17 protein-coding genes are annotated in these 14,840 nt (G+C 67.9%); 4 read left to right on the top strand and 13 right to left on the bottom strand.

The annotated features are described in order from the left end of the window. Window positions 1–25: 25 nt before the first annotated feature. The gene (locus OG203_RS40655; protein WP_405162505.1) at window positions 26–832 is read right to left on the bottom strand and encodes an ATP-binding cassette domain-containing protein; all 807 of its coding nucleotides are present in this window, start codon (window positions 830–832) and stop codon (window positions 26–28) included. 350 nt (window positions 833–1,182) lie between these two features. On the opposite strand from OG203_RS40655, the gene OG203_RS40650 reads away from it, so the two are divergent. Then, window positions 1,183–1,740: a Uma2 family endonuclease gene (locus OG203_RS40650; protein ID WP_405162504.1), complete on the top strand. Its 558-nt coding sequence runs from the start codon at window positions 1,183–1,185 to the stop codon at window positions 1,738–1,740. 57 nt (window positions 1,741–1,797) lie between these two features. Here OG203_RS40650 and OG203_RS40645 read toward each other — a convergent pair whose 3' ends face one another. From OG203_RS40645 to OG203_RS40630, 4 genes are all read right to left on the bottom strand, one after another. After that, complete coding sequence (locus tag OG203_RS40645; protein WP_405162503.1) at window positions 1,798–2,121, bottom strand: DMT family transporter; 324 nt, start codon at window positions 2,119–2,121, stop codon at window positions 1,798–1,800. Window positions 2,122–2,291: 170 nt separating this feature from the next. After that, window positions 2,292–3,713 carry an argininosuccinate lyase gene (gene argH, locus OG203_RS40640; RefSeq protein ID WP_405162502.1) on the bottom strand — a complete coding sequence of 474 codons (1,422 nt, stop codon included), beginning with the start codon at window positions 3,711–3,713 and terminating at the stop codon, window positions 2,292–2,294. Further along, on the bottom strand, window positions 3,710–4,633 hold the full coding sequence (locus OG203_RS40635; protein WP_405162501.1) for an SAM-dependent methyltransferase: 924 nt from the start codon (window positions 4,631–4,633) through the stop codon (window positions 3,710–3,712). Before OG203_RS40635 ends, argH begins: the two co-directional genes overlap by 4 nt. A 208-nt stretch (window positions 4,634–4,841) precedes the next feature. Further along, window positions 4,842–6,044 (bottom strand): argininosuccinate synthase, encoded by a 1,203-nt coding sequence (locus OG203_RS40630; protein ID WP_405162500.1) that lies wholly within the window; start codon window positions 6,042–6,044, stop codon window positions 4,842–4,844. A gap of 256 nt (window positions 6,045–6,300) precedes the next feature. Here OG203_RS40630 and OG203_RS40625 point away from each other — a divergent pair, with 256 nt between their 5' ends. Further along, entirely contained in the window at window positions 6,301–6,456 is a 156-nt protein-coding gene (locus OG203_RS40625; RefSeq protein WP_405162499.1) for a hypothetical protein, read from the top strand. Between the two features lie 7 nt (window positions 6,457–6,463). Here OG203_RS40625 and OG203_RS40620 read toward each other — a convergent pair whose 3' ends face one another. The 7 genes from OG203_RS40620 to OG203_RS40590 all read right to left on the bottom strand — a co-directional run bounded on the left by OG203_RS40620 (window position 6,464) and on the right by OG203_RS40590 (window position 12,998). Continuing rightward, on the bottom strand, window positions 6,464–6,979 hold the full coding sequence (locus tag OG203_RS40620; protein WP_405162498.1) for an arginine repressor: 516 nt from the start codon (window positions 6,977–6,979) through the stop codon (window positions 6,464–6,466). Between the two features lie 128 nt (window positions 6,980–7,107). Continuing rightward, window positions 7,108–8,064, bottom strand: coding sequence for an ornithine carbamoyltransferase (gene argF / locus OG203_RS40615; RefSeq protein WP_405162497.1), 957 nt, complete (start codon window positions 8,062–8,064; stop codon window positions 7,108–7,110). After that, a complete protein-coding gene (locus OG203_RS40610) occupies window positions 8,061–9,284 on the bottom strand; it encodes an acetylornithine transaminase (protein WP_405162496.1) in 1,224 nt (407 codons plus the stop codon). Before OG203_RS40610 ends, argF begins: the two co-directional genes overlap by 4 nt. After that, entirely contained in the window at window positions 9,281–10,213 is a 933-nt protein-coding gene (gene argB, locus OG203_RS40605; RefSeq protein WP_405162495.1) for an acetylglutamate kinase, read from the bottom strand. Before argB ends, OG203_RS40610 begins: the two co-directional genes overlap by 4 nt. Continuing rightward, the gene (argJ, locus tag OG203_RS40600) at window positions 10,210–11,430 is read right to left on the bottom strand and encodes a bifunctional glutamate N-acetyltransferase/amino-acid acetyltransferase ArgJ (protein ID WP_405162494.1); all 1,221 of its coding nucleotides are present in this window, start codon (window positions 11,428–11,430) and stop codon (window positions 10,210–10,212) included. The genes argB and argJ overlap by 4 nt, the downstream gene beginning before the upstream one ends. After that, a complete protein-coding gene (argC, locus tag OG203_RS40595; protein WP_405162493.1) occupies window positions 11,427–12,500 on the bottom strand; it encodes an N-acetyl-gamma-glutamyl-phosphate reductase in 1,074 nt (357 codons plus the stop codon). The genes argJ and argC overlap by 4 nt, the downstream gene beginning before the upstream one ends. Window positions 12,501–12,527: 27 nt before the next feature. Further along, window positions 12,528–12,998 (bottom strand): DUF5946 family protein, encoded by a 471-nt coding sequence (locus tag OG203_RS40590; protein WP_405162492.1) that lies wholly within the window; start codon window positions 12,996–12,998, stop codon window positions 12,528–12,530. 480 nt (window positions 12,999–13,478) lie between these two features. Between OG203_RS40590 and OG203_RS40585 the strand changes: the two genes are divergently transcribed. Next, window positions 13,479–13,814, top strand: coding sequence for a hypothetical protein (locus OG203_RS40585; RefSeq protein WP_405162491.1), 336 nt, complete (start codon window positions 13,479–13,481; stop codon window positions 13,812–13,814). A gap of 88 nt (window positions 13,815–13,902) precedes the next feature. Then, window positions 13,903–14,103, top strand: a complete 201-nt coding sequence (locus tag OG203_RS40580) for a hypothetical protein (protein ID WP_405162490.1) — start codon at window positions 13,903–13,905, stop codon at window positions 14,101–14,103. Here OG203_RS40580 and OG203_RS40575 read toward each other — a convergent pair. Further along, entirely contained in the window at window positions 14,078–14,815 is a 738-nt protein-coding gene (locus OG203_RS40575) for an ArsR/SmtB family transcription factor (RefSeq protein WP_405162489.1), read from the bottom strand. The two genes, OG203_RS40580 and OG203_RS40575, sit on opposite strands and share 26 nt — an antisense overlap. Window positions 14,816–14,840: the final 25 nt, after the last annotated feature.

Here is a 14,840-nt window from a genome sequence, read left to right as displayed (position 1 = left end):
GCCGTGCGCACTGCGCGATGGTGTCTCACGCCGCCCCCTCCTGTGACAGCGCGCCGGTCATGGCGCCGACCAATTGCTCGAGGGTGGCCTCGGCCGCGGTGAACCTGGCCACCCGGCGACCGAGCCGAAGCACCTCGATGCGGTCGGCGACCGCCAAGACCTCCGGCATGTTGTGGCTGATCAGCACCACCGCGATGCCCTCACCCGCGACCCGGCGGATCACGTCGAGCACCCGCTCGCGCTGCACAACGCCGAGCGCGGCGGTCGGCTCGTCCATGAACACGACCTTGCTCGCCCACATCACCGCCCTGGCCACCGCGACGCTTTGGCGCTGCCCGCCCGACAGCGAGCCGATGGGCACGTCCGCGCTCTGCAGGGTGACACCGAGGCGCCGGAAGTGTTCGACCGCTTGGGCTCTCATGGCGGTCCGGTCCAGCATGCCTAGCCTGCCCGCCAAACCCTTGCGCACCAGCTCGCGGCCGAGGAACAGGTTCGCGGCCGGGTCGAGATCGGGGGCGACCGCCAGGTCCTGATACACCGTCTCCACGCCGAGTTTGCGCGCGGCCGTCGGCGTATTCAGCACCACTTGCTTGCCGTCGAGCAAAATCCGCCCGGAATCCGGCTGCTCGGCGCCGGAAAGGCATTTCACGAGAGTCGATTTACCGGCGCCGTTGTCGCCGATCAAGGCGACGACTTCACCGGCGCTCACCGCGAAGTTGGCGCCGCGCAACGCCTCGACCCCGCCATAGCGCTTCACCAGCCCATCGGCCTGCAGCACGGCAGCGGAATCGCCCGTCGTTTCCGCCTGTTTCGCGGCATCGTCCGAGGTCATCGGCCACATCCGTGCGCGCACAGCTGAGCAAACGTCCAGTCCATCGCCCGATGCTACGTTCGCCCCGACACTTCATGGGACGTATTCGGCAAAATGCGGACAGCGCAACGTAACCCGGATTTCGGGCCGAGAAAACAATGCACTGAACGCCAACTTCGTCAGTTCATCGGGTAGTGCATCGCCAATCCTCGGAGTTTCAGCGCTGAAACTCCCCGAGATTCGCGGGAACCAGCGGGCACCGTCTCACGTCAAAGGAAATGCACAACTTTCCTGTCATCGAGCAGAAGGAGCTGCCGAATGGACCGTAGAAGCCCGCAACCGGACCAGGGCCACCCAGTTACGCTGGCGATATGAACAGCATGGACGCCGATGTGACCCTCGGGGAGTTCGAGGTGCTTGAGCGCGCATCGTCCGAGGAAGTCGACGTTGAGCTGATCAATGGAAGGATCTACGTCGTTCCGGTTCCTGATGGTGAGCATGGTGAGTTCACAGGCATCATCGGTGATCAGATTCGGGACCACTGCCCGGAATGGCGGCTATTCTCCGCCGTCGGCGTATGCATCCCGGCCTATCGCGAAAGCCGTGCCAGAGTGGACGGTGCGGTTGCACAACGAGGCTACTTCCGGGGCCAGCCATCGTGGTCCGACCCGACCGGGGTGCTGATGATCATGGAGATCACCTCGGGTCGAGAACGTGACGCCGACGTCGATCGCATCGAGAAGCGCGACGCCTACGCACAGGCCGAGATCCCGACATACCTGCTCGTCGACCGTCACCGTGGCGAAGTACTGATCTACTGGGAGCCGGCCGACAACGAATACCGGCGTCACGCCACCGCGAAATTCGGTGCGTCGCTACGACTGCCGGCACCGTTCAACTTCGACCTGGATACAAAAGAGTTCCTCTGATCTACACCAGGTTCGGGGTGCCGATCGTTCTCGATGAAGATCGGGACACCCGATAGTTCAGTGCTCGCCGCCGAGTTCGAGAGCGAGTACCCCGAGGATGACCAGCCCGATGCCGCCGACCTGGATCAGGGTGAGCCGCTCGTCCAGAAACAGCACGCCGATGAGGGCGATGGCGGCTACGCCGACGGCGGACCAGATGCCGTAGGCGACGCCGATGTGCATGCCGCGCTTCAATGATTGCGAGAGGAACCAGAAGGCGCTGCCGTAGCCGAGGACGACGAGGATCGACGGGATGACCTTGGTGAATCCGTCGGAGAGTTTCAGCGAGACAGTGGCGGTCACCTCGGACGCGATGGCGATGGCCAGCAACAGCAGGGTCATGGCCGCAGCGTAACGAGTGCCGCAGAATAACAGGAGCGGTGCGTCGGCCAGATGCTGACCGGGCACGTGGGCGGCCATCAGCAACAGCCGCACCCAGACTCGGGATCCGCACTCCCTCTAGGGCCCTATAGCCAGTGCGGATCCCGAGTCTGGGTGCGGATCTGGGGCGGCTAACCGAGCCAGGCGCGGAGTTGGGTTGTGGTGGTGGAGATTTCGTCCAGTTGGATGGTGACCTGGGAGCCCGCGGTGCCGCCGCGGGCGTTGCGGGAGGCGATGGAACCCTGGACCGTCAGCACCTCGCGGACGTTCGGGGTGAGGGCCGGATCGATGGCGGCGAATTCCGCGTCGGTGAGTTCGTCCAGCCCGACGCCGCGCGATTCGGCGGCACGCACGCACGCACCGGCCGCCTCGTGCGCGACCCGGAACGGAACACCCTGGCGCACCAGCCATTCGGCGATATCGGTGGCGAGCGTGAAACCGGCGGGGGCGAGTTCGGCCATCCGGTCGGTGTGGAAGGTCAGCGTGGAGACCAGGCCCGCGATGGCGGGGAGCAGCAGTTCCAGTTGCGCGACCGAGTCGAACAGCGGTTCCTTGTCCTCTTGCAGGTCTCGGTTGTAGGCCAGCGGCTGCGCCTTCAGGGTGGCCAGCAGTCCGGTGAGGTTGCCGATGAGCCTGCCCGCCTTGCCTCGGGTGAGCTCGGAAACGTCCGGGTTCTTCTTCTGCGGCATGATCGAGGAACCGGTCGACCAGGCGTCGGCGAGGGTGATGTAACCGAATTCCGGTGTGCTCCAGAGGATCACCTCTTCGGCCATCCGGCTCAGGTCGACGCCGATCATGGCGAGCACGAACGCGGCCTCGGCGGCGAAGTCCCGCGAGGAGGTGGCGTCGATCGAATTGGCCGCGGACCCATCGAAATCCAGCTCCGCGGCGATCGCCTCCGGATCGAGGCCGAGCGACGAACCGGCCAGCGCGCCGGAACCGTACGGCGACACCGCCGCTCGCTTGTCGAAGTCGCGCAGCCGATCGATATCGCGCAGCAGCGGATGCGCGTGTGCGAGCAGGTGATGGGCAAGCAGCACGGGCTGTGCGGCCTGCAGGTGCGTCTTGCCCGGCATCACCGCGTCGGGATGCGCGGCAGCCTGCGTCACGAGCGCGTCGACCACGTCGAGCACACCGGCCGCGACCCGGCGCACGCCGTCGCGCAACCACATCCGAAACAGCGTGGCCACCTGATCGTTCCGGGACCGCCCGGCCCGCAGCCGCCCGCCCAGCTCGGTGCCGACCCGCTCGATCAGCCCGCGCTCCAGCGCGCCGTGCACGTCCTCATCGGAGTCGGCGGGGCTGAACGCGCCCGAATCCACGTCCGCGGCAAGCTGATCCAGCCCGGTGAGCATCCCGGCGAGGTCGCTCTCGGAGAGCAGCCCTGCCTTGTGCAGCACTCGCGCGTGCGCCTTGGACGCGCGCACGTCGTACGGCGCGAGCACCCAGTCGAAATGCGTCGACTTGCTCAGCGCCGCCATCGCCTCGGCCGGTCCGGACGCGAAGCGCCCGCCCCACAGCGCACCGGTGTTCGTGCTGCCGCTCTGCGTCATGGTGTGCTGTCTCCTCCGGGTCGGATTGCGGTCATCAGTAGGTGGGTGCGCATTTCCGCGGCGACCTCGTCGGGTACGTCACGGCCACGCTCGGTCAAAACCGTTGCCGGGTCGGCTCGTACGGCCGTCCAGCCCTGCTGGTCGAACCAGTCGACCGGATCACTACGGCCTTCGGACGGGTACCACAGCGAGTCGACGTCCAGGTCGATGTCGAGCGCGGCGAGCATCCGATCGCGGCTGTCTTCCTGCTGTCGCATGGTCAGCGTCTGGTCGCCCGGCGTCATATTGATCGCCACCCGGCTGCCCGGCGCGCTGAGTGCCGCGATGTGCGTCAGGAGCCGGTCCTGTGCGTCGGCCGGGAGATAACGCAACAGGCCCTCGGCCAGCCAGGCGGTCGGCACGGCCTGGTCGAAACCCTTGTCGCGCAACGCCGCAGGCCAATCCTCGCGCAGGTCGACCGGGACCTCGCGACGCTCCACCGCGGGCTTGACGTCGTGCGCGTCGAACGCGGATGCCTTGAACTCCAACACCTTCGGCTGATCTAGCTCGAATACCGTGGTACCCGTTGGCCAGTCGAGCCGGTAGGCCCTGGCGTCGAGACCGGCGGCCACGATGACGATCTGCCGGATACCCGCGGCGGCCGCGGCCGCGAGGTAGTCGTCGAAGTAGCAGGTGCGGGCCACCAGCAGATCGCCGAGCGGACCGTAGGAACGCACCGTGGCCGGGTCGAGACCGCCGATACCGCCCTGGCTCAACCGAGTCCAGGAAGGCGAGCCGACCGCACTCACCAGCAGCTCGGCATACGGGTCATGGAACAACGCGTCGGCCCGTCGACTCTCGCCCGCGCGCAGCGCCGCGACACCGAGTGCCGTCGCGCCGACACTGCTCACGATGTCCCAGCTGTCGTCCTCGGTCCGCATCGTCGCTCCCTTCGAGTCGAGCCGATTCCTCGGCCGCCCCCGAGACTACGACTGCTTCCTGAGTGCCCCACTCGCCCACGCTCATCGACCGACCCCGAGACCGCGACCGCCCTCTCGAGCAACCGGCGCCCACGCTCATCGGTTGGCCCCGAGACTACGACCGCTTCTCGAGTAACGGCTCGACTTCCGAGCGCGGGCGAGGTCGCGCCTACTTCTGGTTCAGGTCCCGGCGCGCGGCGACCTTGGAGGACAGCCCGTGGATCTGCACGAAGCCCTTGGCCAGCGACTGGTCGAAGGTGTCGCCCTCGTCGTAGGTGGCCAGGTTGAAGTCGTAGAGCGACTGTTCCGAGCGCCGGCCGTTGACGACCGCGTTGCCGCCGTGCAGCACCATCCGGATCTCGCCGGAGACGTGCTCCTGGGTTTCGCCGACGAACGCGTCGAGCGCGCGCTTGAGCGGGGAGAACCACAGGCCGTCGTAGACCAGCTCGCCCCAGCGCTGCTCGACCTGCCGCTTGTACCGGCCGAGCTCGCGCTCGACGGTGACGGCCTCGAGTTCCTGGTGCGCGGTGATCAGCGCGATGGCGCCGGGCGCCTCGTAGATCTCGCGGCTCTTGATGCCGACGAGCCGGTCCTCGACCATGTCGAGGCGGCCGACGCCCTGGCGTCCGGCGCGGTCGTTCAGCTCGACGATCGCTTCGAGCACGCTGACCGGGCGGCCGTCGATGGCGACCGGGATGCCCTTCTCGAAGGTGATGATGAGTTCGTCGGGCGCCTCGAAGTTGACCGTGGCGTCGGCGGTGTAGTCGTAGACGTCCTTGGTCGGCGCGTTCCAGAGGTCCTCCAGGAAGCCGGTTTCCACCGCGCGACCCCACACGTTCTGGTCGATGGAGAACGGGGACTTCTTGGTGACGTTGATCGGCAGCGCGTTCTCCTCGGCGAAGGCGATGGCCTTCTCGCGGGTCCACGCGTAGTCCCGGACCGGGGCGATCACGGTGAGGTCGGGCGCGAGCGCGCCGATGCCGACCTCGAAACGCACCTGGTCGTTGCCCTTGCCGGTGCAGCCGTGCGCGACGGTGCTCGCGCCATGGAACTTGGCCGCCTCGACGAGGTGCTTGACGATGAGCGGGCGGCTGATCGCCGACACCAGCGGGTAGCGGCCCATGTACATGGCGTTCGCCTGGATGGTCGGCAGGCAGTAGTCGTTGGCGAACTCGTCGCGCGCGTCGACCACGATGGCCTCGACCGCGCCGCAGTCGAGCGCTCGCTGGCGAACCACGTTCATGTCCTCGCCGCCCTGGCCGAGGTCGATGGCAACGGCCACCACCTCGGAACCGGTCTCCTTGGCGATCCAACTGATCGCGACGGAGGTGTCCAGCCCACCTGAGTAGGCGAGTACGACGCGTTCGGACATGGTCTGTGGCTCCTCGGTTTCGATGCTTGTCTTCGAAGTACGGACCGGCTTCCCGCCTACAGCGGCCCGCACGTCCTACAAATGATTATGCACGATGATGCAAGCCCATTCACAGCGGGGGTCCGGTGCACTCCCCCGCCGCCCCGGATCGTTCGCGAAAGTCACTGCCCATCAAGCGAATTACACCCTTGGCGGGCAGGGTCCGGTGTGCGACCCTGAGAAGCGGAATCTTCGGGCGGATAGAAGGATGGACGCAATGCTGCATTTCATCGCGCAAGACTTCAGCACCCTGGGCAACGACGTCCTCAACGTCGGACGGGCCGTGGTCGACCTCATCCAAGACGCGATCAACGCGGGTACACCGAACAGCGCGCCGGGTGGCGGCGGCACCGGCCAGTACCCGTTCTCCTGACCCGAGGTCAGGCGATCTCCTCGATCTTCGCGGCCAGCTCGGCACCGGTCAGCGGCTCACGGGCGATGACGGCGATGGTGTCGTCGCCCGCGATGGTGCCGACTATGTAGGGCAGCGCGGCCCGGTCCAGCGCGCTGGCCAGGTAGTGCGCGGCGCCGGGTGGAGTGCGCAGGACGGCGATATTGCCGCTGTGGTCGGTGGAGACCAGGAGGTCGCCGAGCAGCTTCGCGAGCCGATCGGTGCCGCCGATGACGCCGCGGATCGGATTGCCGTCCTCGGGGACCACGTAGACGCCAGCGCCACCGTCGGCCGCGCGCAGCTTTACCGCGCCGAGTTCATCGAGGTCACGGGAGAGCGTGGCCTGGGTGGTCTCGATGCCCTCGGCGGACAGCAGTGCGGCCAGCTCGGTCTGGCTGCGTACCGCGTGGGCGGTGAGCAGTTCGACGATGCGGGACTGGCGACCGGCACGAGTGCGCGCGATCTCCGGGCCCGTCTTGCCCGATTCCGGATGCGCGACGCTCACGACCGCACCTCCGTCGTGAGCGCCGTTCCCATGGTTTGCTCGCCGCGTTCGCTCACGACCGCACCCCGATGGGAGCCGTGCCGCTGCTGTCCTCACTCACGACCGCACCTCATGTCGGCAACATTCACTCACGCCGCACCACCGTTTCGCTTGGCCAGCAACCACACCAGCAGCGCCTTCTGCGCGTGCAGCCGGTTCTCCGCCTCGTCCCATACCACGCTGTGCGGACCGTCGAGCACCTCGTCGGTGACCTCCTCGCCGCGGTGCGCGGGTAGGCAGTGCAGCACAACGGCGTCCGGCTGCGCCTGCGCAAGCAGGTGGCTGTTCACCTGGAACGGGCGGAACGGGCCGACCCGATCGAGGCCGTCGTTCTCCTGGCCCATCGAGGTCCAGGTGTCGGTCACCAGCGCGTCCGCGCCGTCGGCCCCGGCGATCGGGTCATCGGTCAGCGTGATGGTCGCGCCGGTGTCGGCCGCCCGTTTGCGCGCGGCCTCCAGGATCCACGGCAGCGGCTCGAAACCCGGCGGGGCGGCGATGGTGACGTTCAATCCGGCCGTCACACCGCCGAGCAGCAACGAGTGCGCCATGTTGTTGGCGCCGTCGCCGAAGTAGGTGAGGTTGCGCCCCGCCAGGTTTCCCTTGCGCTCGGCAAGCGTCTGCAGATCGGCGAGCACCTGGCAGGGGTGGAACTCGTTGGATAGCGCGTTCACCACCGGAACCGTTGCGGTCACAGCCATTTCGTCGAGCCGAACCTGCTCGAAGGTGCGCCACACGATCGCGTCGACGTAGCGCGACAGCACCCGGCCGGTGTCGCCGAGGGTCTCTTCGCGGCCGAGCTGGGTGTCGCGCCCGTCCACCACCACCGCGTGCCCGCCGAGCTGGGCGATGCCCATCTCGAAGGAGAACCGGGTGCGGGTGGAGTTCTTCTCGAAGATCACCCCGACGCCGCGCGGCCCTTCCAGCGGGCGCTGCGAGAACGGCGCCTGCTTGAGTTCGGCCGCGAGGGTGAGGATTTCGGCTTGTTCGGCCGGGCTCACGTCATCGTCGCGGAGGAAGTGCCGTACCGCGTGCTGTGCTGAAGTCATTGCGCCGCAGCCTCCTTCGCATCTTGGGTCGCCGCGTCCAGAATTTCCGGCAGATCGGCGACGAAGTTGTCGGCCTGGGTCTCGGTGAGGATCAGCGGCGGCGCGAGCCGAATGACGTTGGGCTTGGCCGGATTGACCAGATAGCCCGCCGCCCGTGCGCGCGCCTCGACATGGGCGGAGACATCGTCGGTGAGCACGATGCCGAGCAGCAGCCCCGCACCACGCACATGGTCGACCAGTGGATGTTCCAGCAGTTCGATACCGTCGGCGAGCCGCTTGCCCACCGACTCCACGTGCGCGAGCAGGTCCTGCTCATCGATGGTGCGCAGCACCGCGAGCGCGGCCGCCGCGCAGACCGGGTTGCCGCCGAAGGTGGTGCCGTGCAAGCCCGGGGTGAGCAGTTCGGCCGCCTGGCCGGTGGCGAGCACCGCGCCGATCGGCAGCCCGCCGCCGAGCCCCTTGGCCAGGGTGATCACATCGGGCACGATGCCGAAAGCCTGGTGCGCGTAGAACTTTCCGGTCCGGCCGATGCCGGTCTGCACCTCGTCGAGGATGAGCAGCGCACCATGCCGCGCGGTGATCTCGCGGGCCCTGACCAGGTAGTCGATCGGCGGAACGACAACGCCGCTCTCACCCATCATCGGCTCCAGGAACACCGCGGCGGTGTCCTCGTCGACGACAGCCTCCAAGGCGGCGGCATCACCGTAGGGCACGTGCACGACACCGGCGGGCATCGGCTCGAACGGCGTCCGCTTGGCCGCCTGCCCGGTGAGCGCGAGCGCGCCCATGGTCCGGCCGTGGAACGCCTCCTCGCACGCGATGATCTTGCGCCGCCCGGTCAGCCGCGCGATCTTGAACGCGGCCTCGTTGGCCTCGGTGCCCGAGTTACAGAAGAACGCGCGCCCGCTGTGTCCGGCGTCCGACGATCCGTCGCCGAAGTGCGCGAGCAGCCGCTCGGCCAGTTCGACAGTCGGTTGGTTGATATAGAGGTTCGAGGTGTGCCCGAGCGTGCCGAGCTGCTCGGTGACCGCGGCCAGGATGGCCGGGTGCGCGTGGCCGAGGCTGTTGACCGCGATGCCGCCGAGGAAGTCGACGTAGCGGTTACCGTCCGCGTCGTAGACCACCGCGCCCGCGCCGCGCACCAGCGCGATCTTGGGGGTGCCGTAGTTGTTCATCATCGCGGCGGTCCACCGCGTCTGGAGTTCTTGATCTGTGCTCATTTTTTCGTTCCGTCCGGCGAGCCTGCCCCATTCGAGGACGGGACAGGCGTCACCATCGTTCCGATTCCTTCTCCGGTGAACAGTTCCAGCAGCATGGCGTGCGGCACGCGACCGTCGATGACGTGCGCGGTCGGCACCCCGCCCTGCACAGCGCGCAGGCAGGCCTCCATCTTGGGCACCATGCCCGCGTCCAGGCGCGGCAGCAACTCCGCGAGCGCCGCCGTGTCGATGCGGGTGATCAGCGAGGAGCGGTCGGGCCATTCGGTGTAGAGGCCCTCGACATCGGTCAGCACCACCAACTTCTCGGCGCCGATGCCCTGGGCGAGCGCGGCCGCGGCGGTGTCGGCGTTGATGTTGTGCACCACGCCGTCCGCGTCCGGCGCGATGGTGGACACCACCGGGATGCGGCCGGCGCGGATCAGGTCGAGCACCGCGTCCGGGTTGACCGAGGTGACGTCGCCGACCAGGCCGATATCGGTCGGTATGCCATCGACCTCGACGGTGCGGCGGGTGGCGGTGAACAGGCCGGCGTCCTCGCCGGAGATGCCGACGGCGTAGGGGCCGTGCGCGTTGATGAGGCCGACCAGCTCGCGGCCGACCTGACCGAACAGCACCATCCGCACGACATCCATCACCTCCGGGGTGGTTACCCGGAAGCCGCCGCGGAATTCGCCTTCCAGGCCAAGCTTTTTCAGCATGGCGCTGATCTGCGGTCCGCCGCCGTGTACCACCACCGGGTGCACGCCGACGGTGCGCAGGAAGGCCATGTCGGCGGCGAATGCCCGCTCCAGTTCCGGGTCGACCATGGCGTTGCCGCCGAACTTCACCACGACGATCTTGTCCCGGAACTTCTGCAGCCAGGGCAGCGCGTCGGCGAGGATGTGCGCCTTGTCCAGCGCCGAAAGGTCCTCGTGGAGTTGGCCGGTCATGAGCTGTAGGCCGAATTCTCTTCGACGTAGCCGTGGGAGAGGTCGGTGGTGCGGATGGTGGCCTGCGCGTCACCGACATTCAGGTCGATGCGGACCTCGATGTCCATCCCGGACAGGTCGACGTCGCGGGCGCCGGGCGCGCCGACGCCGTCGATACAGACCGGACTTCCGTTGAACGACACCGTGATCCGGTCCGGGTCCAGGGTGACCGGCGCCATGCCGACCGCGGCGAGCACCCGGCCCCAGTTCGGGTCGGAGCCGAAAAGCGCTGTCTTGACCAGACTGTCGCGAGCGACGGTGCGTGCGGCGGCCACCGCCTCGTCCTCGGTCACTGCACCCGCGACCGTCACGAGCACCCGTTTGGTGACGCCCTCGGCGTCGGCCATCAGCTGGGCGGCCAGGTCGTCGCAGACCGCGAGGACGGCGGCGTCGAGGTCGGCCTGGCTCGGGGTGACCTCGCTGGCGCCGTTGGCGAGCAGCAGGACGGTGTCGTTGGTGGAGCAGGAGCCGTCGACGTCGAGCCGGTCGAAGGTGCGGCTGGTCGCGTTGCGCAGCGCCTGATCCAGCTGGTCGGCGGTGACGGCGGCATCGGTGGTCAGCACCACGAGCATGGTGGCGAGCGAGGGGGCGAGCATGCCCGCGCCCTTGGCCATACCGCCGACGTTCCACTTGTCGCGGTGGTGGAACGCGGCCTCCTTCGGCACCGTGTCGGTGGTCATGATGGCGTGTGCCGCGTCGAGTCCGCCGGACAGGCCGCCGCCCATCTCGTGCACGATCTCGGTGATCGCGGGCACCACCTTGTCCATCGGCAGCCGGTCGCCGATCAGGCCGGTCGAGCAGACGGCGATCTCACCGGCGCCGGTCTCGGAACCCCAATTGCTCAGTGCCGCAGCGAGTTCCTCGGCGGTCTTGTGCGTGTCCTGGAAACCGCCAGGCCCGGTGCACGCGTTGGCGCCGCCGGAGTTGAGGATCACCGCGCGCAGGCGTCCGCCGGACAGCACCTGCTGCGACCACAGCACCGGGGCGGCCTTCACCTTGTTGCGGGTGAAGACGCCAGCGGCCGCGTATTCCGGACCCTCGTTGAAAACCAGTGCCAGGTCGGGCTTTCCGCTCGCCTTGATGCCTGCCGCGATACCGGCCGCACGGAACCCGAGCGGTCCGGTCACCCCCTGGTTCCGCACCAGCTTGCCGGTTTCGATGGACGCGGATGTCGTCACGGTGCCACTCCTACGGTGGAAAGTCCTGCGGTCTCGTCGAATCCGACGGCCAGGTTCATGGATTGCACCGCGGCGCCCGCGGTGCCCTTGGTCAAGTTGTCGATCGCGCCGATCACCACGAGCAAGCCCGCGTCGGCGTCCACCGCCACCTGCAGGGTGACGGCGTTGGAACCGAGCACCGCACCGGTCTGCGGCAGTACGCCTTCCGGTAGCAGGTGCACGAAAGGTTCGTCGGCGTAAGCCTTTTCGTAGACGGCGCGGGCCTGCGCGGCGTCCACCGTTGTCGGCGCCGTGCAGGTCGCCAGGATGCCACGTGGCATCGGCGCGAGCACCGGCGTGAACGATACGGCGACGTCGATACCGCCTGCCGCGGAAAGGTTCTGGGTGATCTCCGGGGTGTGCCGGTGCGCGCCAGCGATGCCGTATGCTCGCGCCGAACCCATCACCTCGGAGCCGAGCAGCCCGACATCGAGCTTGCGGCCCGCGCCCGAGGTTCCGCTCACCGCAACGACATTCACGCGCGGCTCGACGATCCCCGCCGCGACGGCGGGCGCGAGCGCGAGGCTGGCCACCGTCGGATAGCAGCCCGGCACCGCGATCCGGCTTGCGCCGCGCAGCCTGTCTCGCCCGCCCGGCAGTTCGGGCAGCCCATAGGGCCAGCTACCCGCGTGCGCGCCGCCGTAGTACTTCTCCCACGCGCTGGCGTCGGTCAGCCGGAAGTCGGCGCCGCAATCGATGATCACCGTCGACTCGGGCAGCTGTTCCGCGATCGCCGCGGACTGCCCGTGCGGCAGCCCGAGGAACACCACATCGTGCCCCGCCAGCTCCTCGACACTGGTCGGCCCGAGCACCCGATCCGCCAGCGGCAGCAGATGCGGCTGCAACTCCCCGAGCGTGCTCCCGGCATTGGCCCCCGCCGTCAGCGCCCCGATCACGAGGCGCCCGGCTCGATACGCCGGATGCCCCAGCAGCAGCCGCAACACTTCCCCGCCCGCGTATCCACTCGCCCCGGCCACCGCAACCCGCAACGCGGGCCCGCTTGGCTCCGGCGCGTGCACCGAATCAACCATGTGATGATTATGCACGACTATGCAATCTCATTCACGCGGTGGGGTCTCGAGCCAGCCCTCGATGGTCGCCTGAGCCAGTCTGCGCATGCGTTCGCCATAGGCCGAATACCCGTCGCCGACGTAACCACCGGCGCCGTCGGCGAGGTCGTGCACGCTCAACGCGAAGCCGCTGGGAAAGTCCGACCGCGGCAGTGCCGCGTACGGCTCCAGCGGCGCCGTATCGAATCCGCTCTTGACCTTTCCATTGCGCGCGACCTGATGCCGAGCGAACCAGACGGTCGCGTCGACGCCTTTGTCGATATAGAACTGCAGCGTCCGAAACTGCCCGTCGGCGTGCTGCGCCAGGAAGTGCGAACGATGCTGCAGCACGAAGGTGCACACCAAGGGCAGGTGCCATGGGTACATCGCCGGATCTTCGCGTTCGGCCCCGAGTACCGCATGCCAGGCCTCGAGGCACGGCAGCACCGCACCGCACTCACACGTCCCCGCCTCGGCCACGTTTCGAGATTAGCCGTTCTTAGTTGACCACCGCCTTCGTCGCACAACGCTGCTGAAGACGCACACCCGCCGACGACTGGGGAACTCGCGTGGACACAAGTTGTTAACATGATCTCCGGGAGCAATCCCCTTGAACCAGTGGGCATTTCAGACCCCTATGCGGGCAGACCCACAGCGTAGGAACGACCCCGCCACTCGGCGTGGAGAGCTATTTCCCGATCGGCTCCGTTGCCGCGCGTCAACTCCTGATTCGACGCCACCGCGGCTCCCGCGCGGCCATCTCACGGCGCGTTAATTTTTACGTATTCCACTGTGGCACAACAGATTTCATCGATTTCCCCAGTGCGATTCTTGCTACGCTCAGTGCCGTCGACGTCGACTGGCCAGGCCAAGACAAAGCCCCCGGCGCGACCCACGAGGTGCCCGGGAGCGACCACGTTTCACGAGATACGTGGGTGAAGGCTCTACGAAAGGCAGATCATGAAAAACATCGGAGGCGCGCTCGCCGCGGCCGGCGCGATTCTCGCATTGGCTCTCGGCGGAGCCGCCACTGCTCATGCCGATACCGATCCGGCGACCATGGAGGCCAGGGGCACCTTCGTCTACACCGGCCACCACGGCGAGCGTCAGCGACTCGAAGATCCCAAGAACAACCAGTGCTACCGCATCGAGGGCAAAGGTTTCGCCGAGAACAACACCAATCGCGTCGCGGAACTCTTCCGCGGTGACGACTGCCGCGGCCAGGTCGTGAACGCCATGGCCCCCGGCGAACGTGAGCGCGACGTCGAGTTCCGCTCGGTGCGATTCAACAGGTAGTCACTGCCACGGCGATGCTCCAGTCCACCTCCTCCGCGAGCTCAGCGGAGGAGGTGGACGCTGGCATCGGATGCGCTATCATTAGAACATGCGTTCGAACACAGTCTTCGAGGAGCAGGTCAGCGCGCTGGAGCGCGCGGTGGCCGGGGTGCGCGGGCTCGATGTTTCGCGGGCTACCGAGGACGAGTTGGTCGAGTTGCTGGAGCGGTTGGAGTCGGGGGCTCGGATGTTGGCGGGGATCATCGCGCGGGTCGCCTATCGGCTCAGGCAGTTGCGGGATCCGGCGTAGGGGCGAGCTGAAGTGTGGAGGGCTCGATGCCGAGCAGGGCGTGCAGGCCGTCTTCGCCCTGCGCGGTGACGCGGATCGCGCGGCCGGTGCCGATACGGGTGATCCAGTCGAGTTCGTGCAGGCGGCGGCAGAGCTGGGCACCGGCGGCGCCGCCGAGGTGAGTGCGCCGTTCGGTCCAGTCCAGGCACGGGCGGGCGAGGGGACGGCGGGTGGTGCGCAAGGCGGCGGGCTGAACTCCCAATGGTCCGGTCAGCCACGCCAGACCCGCCTCGGTGAGCGCGAAACCGCCGTCTTGGTCGAGTAGCGCCTTGGCGGTCATGGCATCGGCGATGGCAACGCCGAGGCGGCCGGCCAAGTGGTCGTAACAGGTGCGGCCGCGCGCCAAAGCCGCAGCGACAGTGGCGGTTCGGAGGTTGGTCACGGCGGGGCGAGGTGGGTCGAGATGGGTGACCATGGACTCGAGGAGTTCGGCGACCTGCGGGCCCGCCAGCTGAACGTAACGGTGCCGACCCTGGCGACGTTCGACGAGCAGCCCGCCGTCGAGCAATCGGTTGAGGTGTTCGGTGGCGGTGGACGCGGCCACGCCGGTGTGGCGGGCCAGCTCGCCCGCGGTCCACGCGCGGCCGTCGACCAGCGCGAGGCATATGTCGGCGCGGGTGCGGTCGGCGAGCAAGGCCGCCAGACCCGCTAATTCGGCTCCTCTGGATGACACAACCCCATGATGGTGCGTGAACGTT

Origin of the sequence: Nocardia sp. NBC_01499, assembly GCF_045040275.1 — a bacterium.
Lineage (GTDB): Bacteria > Actinomycetota > Actinomycetes > Mycobacteriales > Mycobacteriaceae > Nocardia.
The sequence above is the reverse complement of the archived record's forward strand: the minus strand, read 5'-3'. Positions and strand labels throughout refer to the sequence as shown.

What these genes read in the sequence shown, in the direction of transcription:
- OG203_RS40580 (WP_405162490.1), top strand. Translation starts at nt 13,903, where the DNA reads ATGCGTTCGAACACAGTCTTCGAGGAGCAGGTCAGCGCGCTGGAGCGC.
- OG203_RS40630 (WP_405162500.1), bottom strand. Translation starts at nt 6,044, where the DNA reads ATGTCCGAACGCGTCGTACTCGCCTACTCAGGTGGGCTGGACACCTCC.
- OG203_RS40655 (WP_405162505.1), bottom strand. Translation starts at nt 832, where the DNA reads ATGACCTCGGACGATGCCGCGAAACAGGCGGAAACGACGGGCGATTCC.
- OG203_RS40610 (WP_405162496.1), bottom strand. Translation starts at nt 9,284, where the DNA reads ATGAGCACAGATCAAGAACTCCAGACGCGGTGGACCGCCGCGATGATG.
- argF (WP_405162497.1), bottom strand. Translation starts at nt 8,064, where the DNA reads ATGACTTCAGCACAGCACGCGGTACGGCACTTCCTCCGCGACGATGAC.
- OG203_RS40635 (WP_405162501.1), bottom strand. Translation starts at nt 4,633, where the DNA reads ATGCGGACCGAGGACGACAGCTGGGACATCGTGAGCAGTGTCGGCGCG.
- OG203_RS40625 (WP_405162499.1), top strand. Translation starts at nt 6,301, where the DNA reads ATGCTGCATTTCATCGCGCAAGACTTCAGCACCCTGGGCAACGACGTC.
- OG203_RS40585 (WP_405162491.1), top strand. Translation starts at nt 13,479, where the DNA reads ATGAAAAACATCGGAGGCGCGCTCGCCGCGGCCGGCGCGATTCTCGCA.
- OG203_RS40645 (WP_405162503.1), bottom strand. Translation starts at nt 2,121, where the DNA reads ATGACCCTGCTGTTGCTGGCCATCGCCATCGCGTCCGAGGTGACCGCC.
- OG203_RS40650 (WP_405162504.1), top strand. Translation starts at nt 1,183, where the DNA reads ATGAACAGCATGGACGCCGATGTGACCCTCGGGGAGTTCGAGGTGCTT.
- argC (WP_405162493.1), bottom strand. Translation starts at nt 12,500, where the DNA reads ATGGTTGATTCGGTGCACGCGCCGGAGCCAAGCGGGCCCGCGTTGCGG.
- argH (WP_405162502.1), bottom strand. Translation starts at nt 3,713, where the DNA reads ATGACGCAGAGCGGCAGCACGAACACCGGTGCGCTGTGGGGCGGGCGC.
- argB (WP_405162495.1), bottom strand. Translation starts at nt 10,213, where the DNA reads ATGACCGGCCAACTCCACGAGGACCTTTCGGCGCTGGACAAGGCGCAC.